A 13,912-nucleotide genomic window follows, 5' to 3' on the forward strand; every position below is an offset into this window, starting at 1 on the left:
GGGGTTGGGGTGCGGGGGGGGTGTTGGGGGGGGGGGGTCCCCCAAACACTTGGGCGCCGCGGGGGGGGGTCCTTTTGGGGCACGCCCCCACCTTCCCGTGGCGGCAGCCCGGCCTTCGTGCGTGCGTGGGTGGGTGAGGTAAATCGCGCGCGAATGGTTAGTTAGCGCGGCTAAACTATCCGGTTGTGAGTGACGACGTGGGGGTTGACCAGCGCAAAGGTGTCCGCAAGCTGTTCGGCTCGATCGTCGTCGACACCAGGCCGCTCAAGATCCCCGCGTTCCGCCGCCTCTGGCTGTCCACCGCGGTCACCGCCGTCGGCAGCCAGCTCACCGCCGTCGCGGTCCCCAAACAGGTCTTCGACCTCACCGGCTCGTCGGCGTACGTCGGCCTGACCGGCCTGGTCGCCCTGGTCCCGCTGCTCGTCTTCGGCCTCTGGGGCGGCGCCATCGCGGACGCCGTCGACCGCCGCAAACTCCTGCTCGTCACCAACGTCGGCGTCACCGTCACTTCGGCGGTCCTGTGGCTCCAGGCGTTCCTCAACCTCGGCTCCGTCTGGCTCGTACTGGGCCTGCTCGCGGTCAACCAGGCGTTCTTCGCGATCAACATGCCGACCCGCGGCGCCGTCGTCGCCCGGCTGGTGCCGGACAAACTGATCGCGCCCGCGACCGCGCTGAGCAGCACGATGGCCACCTTCGGTGCGGTTTTCGGCCCGCTGCTGGCCGGTTCGCTGATCCCGATCCTCGGCCTTTCGACGCTTTACCTGATCGACGTCGTCGCACTGACCTTGACCCTCATCGCGGTCTGGAAGCTGCCCCCGATCCCGCCGCTCGGCGAGATCGCGCGCCGGGCCGGGATCCGCGACATCATCGACGGCTTCAAGTACCTGGCGAAGCAGAAGATCCTGCTGGCCTCGTTCCTCGTCGACATCATCGCGATGGTCGCGGGCATGCCGCGCGCGCTGATCCCGGAGATGGCGGAGCGCACCTTCGGCGATCCGCCCGGCGGCGGCCCGGCACTGGGCTGGCTGTACGCCGCGCTCCCGGCGGGCGCGATGCTGATCGGTCTCTTCTCCGGCTGGCTGACCAGGATCCGCAAACAAGGCGTCGGCGTGATCATCTCCGTCTGCGTCTGGGGTGCCGCCATCGTCGGCTTCGGCCTCGCGCAGTCGCTGTGGCTCGCGGTCTTCTTCATGGCGCTCGCCGGCGCGGCCGACATGGTCAGCGCGATCTACCGGATGTCGATCCTGCAGCTCGCCACCACCGACGAGATGCGCGGACGGCTGCAGGGCGTGTTCACCGTCGTCGTCGCCGGCGGCCCGCGGATCGCCGACCTCACCCACGGCTGGGCGGCCGCCGGAGTCGGCACCGCCGCCGCGGCCTCCGGCGGCGGGGTGCTGGTCATCGTGCTGGTCATCGGCGCGGCGCTGCTGATCCCGTCGTTCTGGCGGTACCGGGCCCCGGCGGACTGAGCCATTCGGTCTATCGTCGGGCCCATGCGTATTTCACGGGCGATCATCCTGTTCGCCGCTGTCATCGCGACCCTTTCCGCCTGTTCTTCCGGGGACGCGCAGTCGGACAACGCGGCCAAGCCGTCGAGCCAGGCTCCCGCTCCCTCCGCCGCGCCGAGTTCTTCGGCCGCGCCCACCGGCGGCAACGGTTCGAAGGAACCGTGCGCGCTGCTGCCCGCCGAGGCGGTCGGCAAGGCGGTCTCCCTTCAGGGCGTGACGTCGGCGCCGGGCCCGGTGCAGGACAACGCCGCCAACGGTGGCAAGGCCAAGAGCTGTGTCTACTCGGCCGCGGGCAAGCAGATCGGCGCGCTCGCGGTGACCCGCTTCGAGGGCAAGAAGCTCAAGCCCGCCGAGATGGTCGCCGCGCTGAAGAAGGCGAAGGCGGGGTCGAAGGACGTCGCCGGTGTCGGCGAGGGCGGTCTCTACTACGTCGACGAGAACAAGACCGCGACGCTGGCGGCAGCCGAGCTCGTCGGCGATGTGCCCGTGCTGGTCAACTACACCGGCCCGGCGAAGATGACGCAGGAAATGATGACCCCGCTCGTGAAGACCGCGGTCGACGCCAACTGAGCGAATTACCCCAAGGCGTGCTTCGTCAACCCGTGACGAAGAACTGACCAAACCGGACTGTCGGCACCAGACGTGATACGGCACACTCTTGCCGCATGGCGGACACGACGACAACAGAACAGACCGGTCCGGCCGGTCAGCCGAGCCTCAAACGGGTCATGGGTTCCAAGCTCCTGCTGTTCTTCGTGGTGGGGGACATCATCGGGACGGGCGTCTACGCGCTCACCGGACAGGTCGCCGGCCGCGTGGGCGGCGCGCTGTGGCTGCCGTTCCTGATCGCGTTCGTGGTCGCGATCATGACCGCGTTCAGCTACCTCGAACTGGTCGGCAAGTACCCGCAGGCGGCGGGGGCCGCGCTCTACACGCACAAGGCGTTCAAGCTCCGCTTCCTCACCTTCATGGTGGCGTTCGCGGTGATGTGCTCGGGGATCACGTCGGCTTCGTCGGCGGCGAAGGCCTTCGGGGACACCTATCTCGCCGAGTTCATCACCGCGCCGATGCCGCTGGTGGCGATCCTGTTCGTGATCGGGCTCGCGCTGATCAACTTCCGCGGGGTCTCCGAATCGGTGAAGACCAACGTGGTGCTGACCTGCATCGAGATCGGCGGTCTGCTGATCATCATCGGGGTCGGCGTGTGGGCGGTGCTGAACGGCAACGGGGACGCGTCGCGGCTGGTCGAGTTCGACACCGAGAACCAGACGATGCTGGTGGCGATCACCTCGGCGACGTCGCTGGCGTTCTTCGCGATGGTCGGCTTCGAGGACTCGGTGAACATGGCCGAGGAGTGCAAGGACCCGATCCGGATCTTCCCGAAGGCGATGCTGTGGGGCATGGTCATCGCCGCGACCATCTACATCCTGGTCTCCGTGACCTCTTCGCTGCTGGTGCCCGCCGACGAGCTGGAAGCCGCCAAGAGCAGCGCGCTGCTGAAGGTGCTCGACGTCGGGGCCCCAGGGTTCCCGCGTGAGGTCTTCTCCGCGATCGGTCTCTTCGCGGTCATCAACTCGGCGCTGATCAACATGCTGATGGCCAGCCGTCTGCTCTACGGCATGGCGAACCAGCGGATCATCCCGAAGCAGCTGGGCACCGTGCACCCGTTCCGCCGCAGCCCGTGGGTGGCGATCGTGTTCACCAGCCTGATCGCGATCGCCCTGGTGTCCTTTGTGGACATCAGCGTGCTCGGCGGTACGACGGCGCTGCTGCTGCTGGCGGTGTTCGCCATCGTCAACGTCGCGGTCTTGGTGCTGCGGAAGGAGAAGTCGGCGCACAAGCATTTCCGCGCGCCGACGATCATCCCGGTGCTGGCCGCGATCTTCTGCCTCTACCTGGTGACTCCGCTGTCCGGGCGGCCCGCGCGCGACTACAAGGTCGCCGCGATCCTGCTCGGCGTCGGCATCGTGCTGTGGGGGATCAACTGGCTCGTCATGCGGGCCACGCACAGTGAAGAGGACCGGCAGCCCGTCGAGCCGCCGGTCGGCTGATCACTCCTGTCCCCGGCTGAGCGACTGGTACTCGATCGGGCTGTGGGCCGAGAACACGGTGACCTCGTCGGCGTGTTCCCGGCTCAGCTCCCGCAGCCGCTCGACGTTCTCCAGCCGCGGTTTGCGCAGGGTCTGCACCATGTTCTGGAACGCGGTCATCCCCGGCGGGCAGTGCGGCTTCACCGGATCCAGCTGACCGTGGAAGAAGTACGCGTCGCCCGCGTGCAGCAGCCAGCCGTCGCCGGTGTCGACCGCCACCCCGGTGTGGCCCTTGGTGTGTCCCGCGAGCGGCACCAGCAGGATCTCCGGCGGCAGGCCCTTGAGCTCACGGACGGCCTGGAAGCCGAACCACTCGTCCCCGGCCTCGTCGTAATGGCTCCACAAAGGACGGTGGGCGAACTGGTTGGCGCGGAAGCGGAGCTTCTCCCTACTGGACGGTGACCTCGCCGCGTCGTGCTCCGCGGTGCGGACGTGCACGACGGCGTTGGGGAAGTCCGCGAGCCCGCCCGCGTGGTCGACGTCGAGGTGGGTGCAGATGATGTGCCGCACGTCCTCCAGCTTGTGCCCGAGCGCCTCCACGTGGTGGGCCGCCGTCTCCGTCTCGACCGGCTTCGCACCGACCATCATCGTGAACGGCGTGCCGAGCCACGCGCCGGGATTCTCGACGCCCTTGCGGCCGAAACCGGTGTCCACCAGCACGAGACCGTCGCCGGTCTCGATGAGCAGGCAGTGCGCCACCAGCTCCGAGCGGCGAAGCAGACCGGGCTGGCCGTCGAGCAGCTTGCCTCCCGGCGCGCGCATCGTGCCGCAGTTCAGGTGGTGCACCTTCATAACCTGCTCCTCTGGCTGAGCCGTTCGAATGCGGTGACGTCGTGCGCGGCGAAGACCGTCACTTCGTCACCGTTGTTACTGACAAGTTCGCGCAGCCGGCGCTGGTTGTCCAGTCGTGCCGTCTTCTCCGTCTGCATGTACGACTCGAAGAAGCCGAGTGCGAAGGGGATATGAGGGTTTCGCTCCAGTTCGCCGCCGTGGAAGACGGCGTCACCGGCGTTGAGGAGCCAGCCGTCACCGGTGTCGACCGCGACACCGGCATGCCCGCGGGTGTGCCCCGCCAGAGGGATGATCAGGACGTCCGGGACCCCTTCGAGCTCGCGGACGGCGTCGAATCCGAACCACGGCTCACCGTCGGCGCGGTACGACTTCCACTTCGGACCGTGGCCGAATTGGACCTTCCGGTAGCGGCTCGCCTCCTTGCGGTCGATCGGCTTCTCCAGTGCCTGGAGTTCGCGCGCGTGGACATGGACCCGCGCCTGGGGGAAGTCGACGAGCCCGCCCGCGTGGTCCAGGTCGAGGTGGGTGAGCACGATGTCGCGCACGTCGGCCGGGTCGAAGCCGAGCTTGCGGATCTGGGTGGTGGCGCTCAGGTCGTCGTCGCTGTCAGGGTGCACGAGCCGGACGAAACCGGCGCCGAGCCATTCGGCGGGCCTGCCGACGGTCGGTGTACCGACGCCGGTTTCGACGAGCACCAGCCCGGTGCCGGTCTCCAGCAGAAGGCAGTGGCAGACCAGTTCCGCGCGGCGGAACAGCCCCGGCCTGCCGTCGACGAGTTTGCCGCCGATCGGCCGCAGGGTCCCGCAGTTGAGGTGGTGGACGCGCATCAGGACAACTCCCGTTCGAGTGTGGTGGCCAGATGAGGGGCGATGGCGCGCAGCGGCGCGGTGTCGTGCAAGGTCTTGGCCAGCAGCAAACCGCCCTCGATGGCGGCGAGGACGACGGTCGCCAGCTGGTCCGCCTTGCCGGTGTCCAGCGCGTCGGCGATGACGGTGTGCCAGGAGGTGTAGCCGTCGGCGCAGGCCTGGCGGATCACCTCGCTGTCACCCGACGCGTCGAGCGCGACCGTCGCGAGCGGGCAACCTCGCTGGAAATCCGACTCCTCCAGCGAGGTCGCCAACGCGTCGATGATGTTCCCGATCCCGGTGACGATGTCGGGCGCGTTCGCGGCGATCGTGCGCAACTGATCGCACAGGCGATCCGCGGACTGGCGGATGGCCTCCGCGGCCAGCTGCTCCTTGCCGCCGGGGAAGTGGAAGTACAGCGACCCCTTGGGCGCGCCGACGGCGGCGACGAGCTGGTTCAGTCCGGTGGCGTGGTAACCCTGCTGGTGGAAGAGCTCGGCGGCGGAGTCGAGCATGCGCTGCCTGGTGTCGGTGCGGCGGACCATACGGCCGACTGTAGCCCAAACTATGACGACCGGTCTAGTAAGCCAGATGGTCGACTCGGCCCAGTTGATCCCGGTCGCCAGGGCGGCGCAGGTTCTGGAGATCTCGCGAGAGCGCGTCCGTGAACTCGTGCACGGTGGCAGGCTGGAGGCCATCCGGATCGGCCGTGAGCTGCTGGTCGACGCCCGCTCGGTCGAACATCGGAAGAGTGTGGTGAAGCCCGCTGCCGGCAGGCCGCTCTCCGCCCGGATGGCCTGGGGATTCTTGTGGTCGCTGAGCGGCCATCACCCGGCGTGGACGTCGCCGTCGTCAGTGGTCCTGCCGCCGCTGGTCACTACGGCGCCGATCTGATGGCAGGCGGCGCCGACGAAGAGTTCTATGTGGACACCGCCCGGTTCGACGAACTCGCGCGATCACGCCGGCTGCGGCTGGACAGCGCCGAACCGAACGCGGTGATTCGTGTTCCCGCCCTGCCGGGCGTCCTGCGTCCGCCGGGAGCAGGCGGCCTTGCGATCCCGGCGGCTGTCGCGGCGGACCTGCTCGACGCCGGAGACGAGCGTTCTGTCCTTGCGGCACAACAACTCCTCACTCGTTCGACGGTCCTCTTGAGAGGTTCGAGCGAGGTGTAAGTGACCAGTCTTTGTGACCGCCAGATCCAGAAGGGGGTGTGTGGAAATAGGGAAACTCAACGTCCCTATTTCCACACACCCTCACCCGACGTCACCTCTGGCCGCCTTGACAGCCGTCCTCGCCACTCACGAGGCCGATCGCGGACGCCGAGCCGCCGAACTGTTGCCGCAGCTCGCGTTTGAGCAGCTTCCCGGACGCGTTCTTCGGCAACTCGCCCACGAAGTGCACCGACTTCGGCACCTTGTGCGCCGCCAGCGACTTCTTGGCGAAGTCGATCAGTTCCGCTTCTTCGACGGGCTCCTTCGCGACGACCACCGCGGCGATCGCCTCGATCCAGCGTTCGTGCGGCAGGCCGACGACGGCGACTTCGGCGACGGCGGGATGCGCGTACAGCGCGTCCTCCACCTCGCGTGACGCGACGAGGACGCCACCGGTGTTGACGACGTCCTTGATCCGGTCGACGACGAACAGGTAGCCCTCCTCGTCCTGGCGCACCAGGTCACCGGAGTGGAACCAGCCGCCCACGAACGCCTCCACCGACTCCTCGGGCTTGCCCCAGTAACCGGTGCACAGCTGGGGAGAGCGATACACGACTTCGCCGAGCTCGCCCGGCGGGAGGTCGTTCATCTCGGCGTCCACCACCCGCGTCTCGACGAAGAGGACCGGGCGGCCGACGGAATCCGGTCGCGCGTCGTGTTCTTCGGGTCGCAGAACCGTCGCGAGTGGACCGATCTCCGACTGGCCGAAGCAGTTGTAGAAACCGACTTCCGGCAGCCGTGAGCGCAGTGCCTCCAGTACCGGGACCGGCATGATCGACGCGCCGTAGTAGGCCTTCGTGAGGCAACTCAGATCCGCGTCCGCCAGACCGGGGTGATTCGCGAGCCCCACCCAGACGGTCGGCGGGAAGAACAGCGAAGTGACGCCCTGACGCGGGATCCGCGTGAGGATGTCGCCGAGATCGGGTGACTCGACGAGGTGGTTCGTCGCGCCGACGGCCAGGCCGGGCATCAGGAAGACGTGCATCTGCGCCGAGTGGTACAGCGGCAGCGCGTGCAGTGGCACGTCGCGGTCACTCAGGTCGAGCGCGGCGATGCAGGACGAGTACTCGTGCACCAGCGCGCGGTGAGTGAGCATCGCGCCCTTCGGCCGTGATGTCGTTCCGGACGTGTAGAGCAGCTGGACGAGGTCATCGTCGGTGACCCCGGATTCTTCATGCGGGGCAACGGTTTCGTCCAGTGCCCAGCCGAGGACGTCCAGTGTGGACACATGTTCGACGCTGACGTGTTCGGCCAGCGCGGGGTCGACGAAGGCGACGGCGGGCTCGGACTGCGTGAGCAGATACTCGAGTTCTTCGCCGCGCGCGTTGAAGTTCACCGGCACGTGCACCAGGCCGGCCCGCGCGCAACCGAGGTACAGCAACAGGTACGCGTCGGAGTTCTTGCCGAAGGCCGCGACACGGTCGCCGTGGACGAGCCCGCGTCCGAGCAGCTTCGCCGCGACCCGGCCGGCCGCGCGGTCGAGCTCCGCGTAGGTCCACACGCGATCGGCGAACGTGAGCGCCACCCGGTCCGGGACGCGTCGCGCGCTCCGTTCCAGGACGCGGCCGACGGTGCTGGGGTAGCCGGGAACGGTCATCGCGGCGGTCTCCTTCGTCCGGGCGTGGCGCTCCCACACTACTTCGGACAAGGTCGCCGGTAACCTCGTCCGCATGGCCAATCCCACCGGAGAGCAGTTCGAGATCACCCGCGGCAACGCGCGCGCCGTCGTCACCGAGATCGGTGCCGGGTTGCGCGCGTTCGAGGTCGGCGGCGTGCCGTACGTCGAGGCGTTCGCCGAGGACGAGAAGCCGCCGAAGGGTGCCGGGCAGGTGCTGCTGCCCTGGCCGAACCGCACCAAGGGCGGCCAGTGGGTGCACCAGGGGGAGAAGCAGCAGCTCGCGATCACCGAGGAGGCACGCGGCAACGCGATCCACGGCCTGACCCGGCACGAGGAGTGGGAGCTCCTCGAGCACGCGGAGTCGTCGATCACCCTGGCCATCGACGTCCCGGCGCAGGACGGCTGGCCGGTGCCGCTGCGCGCGACGATCACCTACGAGATCTCGCCGCGCGAACTGGTCGTGACGCACGAGATCCGCAACGAGGGCGAGAGCCCGATCGGCGTCGGACTCGGTACGCACCCGTACTTCCGCATCGGCGACGTGCCCACCGACGAGCTGACCCTGACGCTGCCCGCGAGCCGGGTCCGGCCGTACCTCGGCGACGAGCAGATGCCGTACGCCGACGAACAGGACGTCGAGGGGACCGAGTACGACTTCCGGTCCGGCAAGGTGCTCGAAGGCGTCGACCTGGACACGGCGTTCGGTGGGCTGAGCGTGGCCGAGGACGGCAACCACCACCACGTCCTCTCGCACGGGGAGCGGGAGCTGCTGGTCTGGGCCGGGCCGGACTTCCGCTGGGCACAGGTGTTCACGCCGGACGACCTGGTCGGCCGCGGCCGGGCGGTGGCGATCGAGCCGATGACCTGCCCCGCCGACGCGCTCAACACCGGCACCGACCTGATCGACCTGGAGCCCGCGTCCTCGTGGACCGGGAGCTGGGGAATCAGGGTGCGCTGAGATGTCGTTTCTCCGCCTGGGACCCGCGGACGCGGGTGAGGTGCTCACGCTCCAACGCGCGGCGTACGTCCCGGAGGCGCGGGAGCACGAGAACCTCGACCTCCCGCCGCTGCTCGAGACGTTCGAGCAGGCGAAGGAGACCTTGGGCGATGCCGCGTGTTTCGCCTGGGGCGTCAGGGAATCCGGGCGATTGGTGGCGAGTGTCCGGATCGTCGTGGACGGCGAGGCCGGACTCGTCGGCAGGCTCATCGTGGCCCCGGACAGGCAGGGACACGGGCTCGGCAGCTCGTTGCTGCTCGCCGCCGAAGCGGCCGCGCCGCCTTCGGTGACCGTGTTCCGCCTGTTCACCGGCGAGCGGAGCGCCGGTCCGCTGCGGATGTACCGGAAGCTCGGCTACATCGAAACGCACCGGACGCCCGAGAAGCACTACGAACTGGTCCACTTCGAAAAGCCCCGCGTGCGGACCGTCGGCCCAGTTCGTTAGCGTGTCAAAGTATGTCGAACAAAGCACAGGTCAAGGCCATCGTCGGTGGTTACGTCGTCCCGGTCGACGGTGATCCGATCGACGGCGGCACGGTCCTCATCGAGAACGGGAAGATCGCCGCGGTCGGCACGGACGCCGACGTCGACGTCCCCGACGACGCCGAACTGATCGACGCCGCGGGCACTTGGGTGCTGCCAGGATTCATTGACGCGCACGCCCACCTCGGCGTCCACGAGGACGGCGAAGGCTGGTCGGGCAACGACACCAACGAGATGACCGATCCCAACGGCGCGCGGTTCCGGGCGATCGACGGGATCGACCCGTATGAGCCCGGCTTCGACGACGCGCTCGCGGGCGGCGTCACCAGCGTCGTCATCAAGCCCGGCTCGGGGAACCCCATCGGCGGCCAGACGATCGGCGTCAAGACCTGGGGCCGGACGGTGCTGGACATGATCTTCGCCGAGGGTGTCAGCGTGAAGAGCGCGCTCGGCGAGAACCCGAAGCGCGTCTACGGCGACAAGAAGCAGACGCCGTCGACCAGGCTCGGCGTCGCGTCGACCATCCGCGACGCGTTCACCGCCGCGCGCAACTACGCCGCCCAGCGCGACCACGCCGCCGGCGAGGGCAAGCCGTTCGACGTCGACCTGACCAAGGAGACGCTGGCGAAGGTCCTCGACGGCGAGCTGTACTGGGACCAGCACGTCCACCGCGCCGACGACATGGTCACCGCGATCCGGCTGGCCGACGAGTTCGGCTACAAGCTGGTGATCAACCACGGCACCGAAGGCCACCTGATCGCGGACCTGCTCGCCGAGCGGGACGTACCGGTGATCCTCGGCCCGCTGTTCACCACCAAGTCCAAAGTGGAGCTGCGCAACCGCACCCTGCGCGCGCCCGGCATCCTCGCCAGGGCGGGCGTGCGGATCGCGATCACCACGGACCACCCGGTCGTGCCGATCAACTTCCTGGTGTACCAAGCGGCGCTGTCGGTGAAGGACGGCCTCGACCCGGAGACCGCGCTGAAGGCGCTGACCGTCAACCCGGCCGCGATGCTGGACCTCGACGACCAGGTCGGCGCGCTCAAGCCGGGCCTCGACGCCGACGTGGTCCTCTGGTCGGGTGACCCGCTCGACGTGATGAACCGCGCCATGCGGGTGTTCGTGCGCGGGCGCGAGGTCTACCACTTCGACTCCGACGCCGGGGTCGGCGTCACCGAGGAACGCCGGTACCGCGAAGGCTGACTTCGGCCTTGCCAGGACGGACCTACCTGTGCTCTCATGTGTGACACACTGGGGAGGGTGTGTCACACATGAAGCGCTGGGTTCTTGTCCTGGTAATCGGCTTCGGCTTCTTGGGCGTCTGCCTGTTGTGGGCGACCGAAGACTCGAGCGCCATCAAATGCGACGGCAGGCTCATGTCGTACGGCGACGTCTGCGAGACCACCAAGGGTGGCCGCACCGTCCGTACGGAGACCTACGACCAGATGAAGCACGGTGCGGAGGTCCGTGAGAGGGCCTTCAAGAACCATGGTCTGTGGGTGGGCGGAGTCGGGGTCGCACTGACCGGGCTGGGCGCGACCATGCTGATTCGTAAGCGGCGGAGTGCGTCGCGGGCCGGAGTGATGGCGCCGCAAGGTGGGCAGCCGCAATGGCAAGCGCAGCCCCAGTGGCAAGGTCAGGCGCAGCCTGGATTCCCGCCGCAGCAAGGGAACCCACGGCCGTACGCGAACCAGGCGGTCCAGCAGTACCCGCCGCCGCAGCGGCCTGGCCCGCCGGTGCAGGCCGCGCAGCAGTATCAGCAGCCGTACCCGCCGCAGGGCGGCTGGCCGCAGCAACCACCACCACCGCAGCAGCAGCAACCGCCGCAGCAGTTCGGCCCGACAGGGCATTGAGCTGCTATGACAGCAGCCGATCGAGCTCCAGTTTCACCGGAAACGGCTCGGCTGCGGCGAATTCGCCGGTCATGGCCGGAGCGTCCTGGTAGCCGAGTTCGCCTGCTTGGTGGCAGGCGACAAGTGAGACGGGCTCGCTGAGGTCGACGATCCAGTAATGCGGGATCCCCGCGTCGGCGTACTCACCGTGTTTGGTCACGTAGTCGGTGCGCTTCGAGCCCGGTGACACGATCTCGACCACGACGACGACGTCGTCCGCGTGGTACATCGTGTCTTCTTCGTCGATCCGCTCGCCTGCCGCACGGAGCGCGATGATCAGATCCGGTCGCCTGGCGAAACCCGGCTCTCCAGGTGGCACCAGTCCCAGGTCCACGTCGATGTCCTGGATGAACTCGAGGTGATCGGGCAGCTGGGATTCCAGTTGCCTCGCCAAGGCGTAGAGCGCCTTGTTGTGTCGCCTCTCGGGACTTGGCGACGTGACAAGGCGGCCTTCCACGAGCTCGGTGACTCCGGAATCGGGCTCACCGAGCGCCGCGTACTCCGCGACCGACAGCAGGCGATCCAGGAAGTCGACCTTTCCACAGTGTCTCACGATCACCACGTGACCACTGGTGATCGTATCAGCGCGGAGAGTCAGGCTTTTCGGAGTTCCCGTGCGATCACCATGCGCTGGATCTGGTTCGTGCCCTCGAAGATCTGCGGCACCTTCGCCTCTCGCATGTACCGCTCCACCGGGAAGTCCTTCGTGTATCCGGCGCCGCCGAGGACCTGGACGGCGTCGGTGGTCACCTTCATCGCGCCGTCGGTCGCGACGAGCTTCGCGATGGACGCCTGCCGCTGGAACGGCAGCCCGCGGTCGCGGCGGCGGGCGGCGTCGAGGTACATGGCGCGGGAGGTCTCGACGGTCGCGGCCATGTCGGCCAGCAGGAACTCCAGGCCCTGGAACTCGATGATCGGCCGCCCGAACTGCGTGCGCCCCTTCGCGTATTCGAGGGCCTCGTCGAGCGCGGCCTGCGCGAGCCCGACGGCGCAAGCGGCGATGCCCAGCCGTCCGGAGCTGAGCGACGACAGCGCGATCTTCAGGCCATGGCCCTCTTCGCCGATCCGGCGGTCGGCGTCGACGGCGGCGTCTTCGAACATCAGTTGCGCGGTGGTCGAGCCGGTGAGCCCCATTTTCCGCTCGGGTGGCGCCGCCGAGAGGCCGGGCGTCGCCGCGTCGACGAGCAGGCAGGTGATGCCTTGTCCGCCGTCGTCGCTGGTGCGCACCATGGTCGTGTAGAAGTCGGCCTCACCCGCGTGGGTGATCCACGCCTTCGTGCCGTTCACGACGTACTGGTCGCCGTCGAGCCGCGCGCGGGTCGAGAGGGCGGCCGCGTCGGAGCCGGCGTGGGTCTCCGAAAGCGCGTACGCGCCCAGCAGGTCGCCTTCCAGCATCGCGGGCAGCCAGCGGTCGCGCTGCTCGTCGGTGCCGTTGTGCGCGAGTGCGAAGCACGACATCGTGTGCACGGAGAGCCCGACGCCGACCGACATCCACGCGGTCGCGATCTCCTCGAGAACCTGCAGGTAGACCTCGTACGTCAGGTCGCCGCCGCCCCATCGCTCCGCGTACGGCAGCCCGAGCAGCCCGGCCTGTCCGAGCAGCCGGAACTGCTCACGCGGGAAGTGCGCGGTCTCTTCGTACTTGCTCGCGATCGGGGCGAGCTCCTCGCGCGCGATCTCCTTGGCCAGGTCGATCAGGTCCTTGGCCTCGGTGCTGGGCAGAAGACGGTCCGCCGGCATGGCTCCTCCGAGCTGAACTGTACTCAAAACAGTACTGTGGGCTCATTGAGAGTACAGTACGAACTGTCTGGGGACCCGCGATCCGGGTAAGGGATAGTGATCCGATGACCCCGCGCCGCCAGCCCACCGCGCGCCAGAGAGCACTGCTCTCGGAGCTTGAAGAGCTCTTCCTCGCCGAGGGGTTCTCCCAGTTCACGCTGGACGATCTCGCCGCGAGGCTCCACTGCTCGAAGTCGACCCTCTACGCGCTCGCGCCCAGCAAGGAGCAGCTCGCGGTCAAGGTCGTCACCCACTTTTTCAAGGGCGCCGCCGAGCTGCTGGAAGAGCGGATCGACGGGATCGACGACGCCCGCAAGGTCCTCGGGGAGTACCTCGCCGGGATCTCCGAGTACCTGAATCGCGCTTCGGCCGCTTTCATGACCGATATCGCCGAATTCGCGCCGGCGCGGGACGCGTATCAGCTCAACAGCCGCGCCGCGGCCCAGCGGATCCGGTCGTTCATCGATCGGGGCGTCATCGACGGGGTTTTCCGTGAGGTGCACGCGCGGCTGATCGCGGAAATGGCGGGGCTGATCATCGAGGGAATCCAGACCGGCGTCATCGGCCAGCGCGCCGGGGTGACCGACGCCGAGGCGTTCACCGCTTTGTCGGAAGTCCTTCTCGGCGGCCTTGAACCCAAAATGTCCTGAAATGACAATTCTGGTGGTCTTGCCGCCGCCTCGGCTAGCATCGCGCC

At 68.2% G+C, this 13,912-nt stretch carries 16 protein-coding genes; 10 read left to right on the top strand and 6 right to left on the bottom strand.

Annotation, left to right across the window (positions count from 1 at the left end; genetic code table 11):
* Positions 1-185: 185 nt before the first annotated feature.
* The 3 genes from ACIHAO_RS29920 to ACIHAO_RS29930 all read left to right on the top strand — a co-directional run bounded on the left by ACIHAO_RS29920 (position 186) and on the right by ACIHAO_RS29930 (position 3,559).
* Positions 186-1,469, top strand: a complete 1,284-nt coding sequence (locus ACIHAO_RS29920; protein WP_396563374.1) for an MFS transporter — start codon at positions 186-188, stop codon at positions 1,467-1,469.
* Between the two features lie 24 nt (positions 1,470-1,493).
* Positions 1,494-2,078, top strand: coding sequence for a DUF3558 domain-containing protein (locus tag ACIHAO_RS29925; RefSeq protein ID WP_396563376.1), 585 nt, complete (start codon positions 1,494-1,496; stop codon positions 2,076-2,078).
* 95 nt (positions 2,079-2,173) lie between these two features.
* Positions 2,174-3,559, top strand: a complete 1,386-nt coding sequence (locus ACIHAO_RS29930) for an APC family permease (RefSeq protein ID WP_396563378.1) — start codon at positions 2,174-2,176, stop codon at positions 3,557-3,559.
* Here ACIHAO_RS29930 and ACIHAO_RS29935 read toward each other — a convergent pair whose 3' ends face one another.
* The 3 genes from ACIHAO_RS29935 to ACIHAO_RS29945 are packed head-to-tail and all read right to left on the bottom strand — an operon-like array spanning position 3,560 to position 5,780.
* Positions 3,560-4,390, bottom strand: a complete 831-nt coding sequence (locus ACIHAO_RS29935; RefSeq protein ID WP_396563380.1) for an MBL fold metallo-hydrolase — start codon at positions 4,388-4,390, stop codon at positions 3,560-3,562.
* The gene (locus ACIHAO_RS29940; RefSeq protein WP_396563382.1) at positions 4,387-5,217 is read right to left on the bottom strand and encodes an MBL fold metallo-hydrolase; all 831 of its coding nucleotides are present in this window, start codon (positions 5,215-5,217) and stop codon (positions 4,387-4,389) included. Before ACIHAO_RS29940 ends, ACIHAO_RS29935 begins: the two co-directional genes overlap by 4 nt.
* Positions 5,217-5,780 carry a TetR/AcrR family transcriptional regulator gene (locus ACIHAO_RS29945; protein WP_396563384.1) on the bottom strand — a complete coding sequence of 188 codons (564 nt, stop codon included), beginning with the start codon at positions 5,778-5,780 and terminating at the stop codon, positions 5,217-5,219. The genes ACIHAO_RS29940 and ACIHAO_RS29945 overlap by 1 nt, the downstream gene beginning before the upstream one ends.
* A gap of 46 nt (positions 5,781-5,826) precedes the next feature.
* Here ACIHAO_RS29945 and ACIHAO_RS29950 point away from each other — a divergent pair, with 46 nt between their 5' ends.
* Both ACIHAO_RS29950 and ACIHAO_RS29955 read left to right on the top strand, forming a co-directional pair.
* Entirely contained in the window at positions 5,827-6,129 is a 303-nt protein-coding gene (locus tag ACIHAO_RS29950) for a helix-turn-helix domain-containing protein (protein ID WP_396563386.1), read from the top strand.
* Positions 6,072-6,407, top strand: a complete 336-nt coding sequence (locus ACIHAO_RS29955; RefSeq protein WP_396563388.1) for a hypothetical protein — start codon at positions 6,072-6,074, stop codon at positions 6,405-6,407. The genes ACIHAO_RS29950 and ACIHAO_RS29955 overlap by 58 nt, the downstream gene beginning before the upstream one ends.
* Before the next feature lie 91 nt (positions 6,408-6,498).
* Here the strand turns inward: ACIHAO_RS29955 and ACIHAO_RS29960 are convergent, their stop codons facing one another.
* A complete protein-coding gene (locus ACIHAO_RS29960; protein ID WP_396563443.1) occupies positions 6,499-8,043 on the bottom strand; it encodes a fatty acyl-CoA synthetase in 1,545 nt (514 codons plus the stop codon).
* A gap of 73 nt (positions 8,044-8,116) precedes the next feature.
* Here ACIHAO_RS29960 and ACIHAO_RS29965 point away from each other — a divergent pair, with 73 nt between their 5' ends.
* From ACIHAO_RS29965 to ACIHAO_RS29980, 4 genes are all read left to right on the top strand, one after another.
* Positions 8,117-9,022, top strand: a complete 906-nt coding sequence (locus ACIHAO_RS29965; protein ID WP_396563390.1) for an aldose 1-epimerase family protein — start codon at positions 8,117-8,119, stop codon at positions 9,020-9,022.
* A gap of 1 nt (position 9,023) precedes the next feature.
* Complete coding sequence (locus ACIHAO_RS29970; protein ID WP_396563392.1) at positions 9,024-9,506, top strand: GNAT family N-acetyltransferase; 483 nt, start codon at positions 9,024-9,026, stop codon at positions 9,504-9,506.
* Positions 9,507-9,517: 11 nt separating this feature from the next.
* Positions 9,518-10,747, top strand: coding sequence for an amidohydrolase (locus tag ACIHAO_RS29975; RefSeq protein ID WP_396563394.1), 1,230 nt, complete (start codon positions 9,518-9,520; stop codon positions 10,745-10,747).
* A gap of 68 nt (positions 10,748-10,815) precedes the next feature.
* A complete protein-coding gene (locus ACIHAO_RS29980; protein ID WP_396563396.1) occupies positions 10,816-11,397 on the top strand; it encodes a hypothetical protein in 582 nt (193 codons plus the stop codon).
* Positions 11,398-11,401: 4 nt separating this feature from the next.
* On the opposite strand, the gene ACIHAO_RS29985 is transcribed toward ACIHAO_RS29980, so the two are convergent.
* Positions 11,402-11,998, bottom strand: a complete 597-nt coding sequence (locus tag ACIHAO_RS29985; protein ID WP_396563398.1) for a Uma2 family endonuclease — start codon at positions 11,996-11,998, stop codon at positions 11,402-11,404.
* A gap of 32 nt (positions 11,999-12,030) precedes the next feature.
* Positions 12,031-13,176 (bottom strand): acyl-CoA dehydrogenase family protein, encoded by a 1,146-nt coding sequence (locus ACIHAO_RS29990; protein WP_396563400.1) that lies wholly within the window; start codon positions 13,174-13,176, stop codon positions 12,031-12,033.
* A gap of 104 nt (positions 13,177-13,280) precedes the next feature.
* On the opposite strand from ACIHAO_RS29990, the gene ACIHAO_RS29995 reads away from it, so the two are divergent.
* Entirely contained in the window at positions 13,281-13,865 is a 585-nt protein-coding gene (locus ACIHAO_RS29995; protein ID WP_396563402.1) for a TetR/AcrR family transcriptional regulator, read from the top strand.
* The last annotated feature ends 47 nt before the right edge of the window (positions 13,866-13,912 follow it).

The sequence above is a fragment of the Amycolatopsis sp. NPDC052450 genome (assembly GCF_044547565.1).
GTDB lineage: Bacteria > Actinomycetota > Actinomycetes > Mycobacteriales > Pseudonocardiaceae > Amycolatopsis.

Bases quoted from the DNA above. Each gene is read 5' to 3' on its own strand.
- ACIHAO_RS29960 (WP_396563443.1), bottom strand. From the start codon at position 8,043: ATGACCGTTCCCGGCTACCCCAGCACCGTCGGCCGCGTCCTGGAACGG.
- ACIHAO_RS29945 (WP_396563384.1), bottom strand. From the start codon at position 5,780: ATGGTCCGCCGCACCGACACCAGGCAGCGCATGCTCGACTCCGCCGCC.
- ACIHAO_RS29970 (WP_396563392.1), top strand. From the start codon at position 9,024: ATGTCGTTTCTCCGCCTGGGACCCGCGGACGCGGGTGAGGTGCTCACG.
- ACIHAO_RS29995 (WP_396563402.1), top strand. From the start codon at position 13,281: ATGACCCCGCGCCGCCAGCCCACCGCGCGCCAGAGAGCACTGCTCTCG.
- ACIHAO_RS29930 (WP_396563378.1), top strand. From the start codon at position 2,174: ATGGCGGACACGACGACAACAGAACAGACCGGTCCGGCCGGTCAGCCG.
- ACIHAO_RS29935 (WP_396563380.1), bottom strand. From the start codon at position 4,390: ATGAAGGTGCACCACCTGAACTGCGGCACGATGCGCGCGCCGGGAGGC.
- ACIHAO_RS29990 (WP_396563400.1), bottom strand. From the start codon at position 13,176: ATGCCGGCGGACCGTCTTCTGCCCAGCACCGAGGCCAAGGACCTGATC.
- ACIHAO_RS29980 (WP_396563396.1), top strand. From the start codon at position 10,816: ATGAAGCGCTGGGTTCTTGTCCTGGTAATCGGCTTCGGCTTCTTGGGC.
- ACIHAO_RS29925 (WP_396563376.1), top strand. From the start codon at position 1,494: ATGCGTATTTCACGGGCGATCATCCTGTTCGCCGCTGTCATCGCGACC.
- ACIHAO_RS29940 (WP_396563382.1), bottom strand. From the start codon at position 5,217: ATGCGCGTCCACCACCTCAACTGCGGGACCCTGCGGCCGATCGGCGGC.
- ACIHAO_RS29950 (WP_396563386.1), top strand. From the start codon at position 5,827: ATGGTCGACTCGGCCCAGTTGATCCCGGTCGCCAGGGCGGCGCAGGTT.
- ACIHAO_RS29965 (WP_396563390.1), top strand. From the start codon at position 8,117: ATGGCCAATCCCACCGGAGAGCAGTTCGAGATCACCCGCGGCAACGCG.
- ACIHAO_RS29975 (WP_396563394.1), top strand. From the start codon at position 9,518: ATGTCGAACAAAGCACAGGTCAAGGCCATCGTCGGTGGTTACGTCGTC.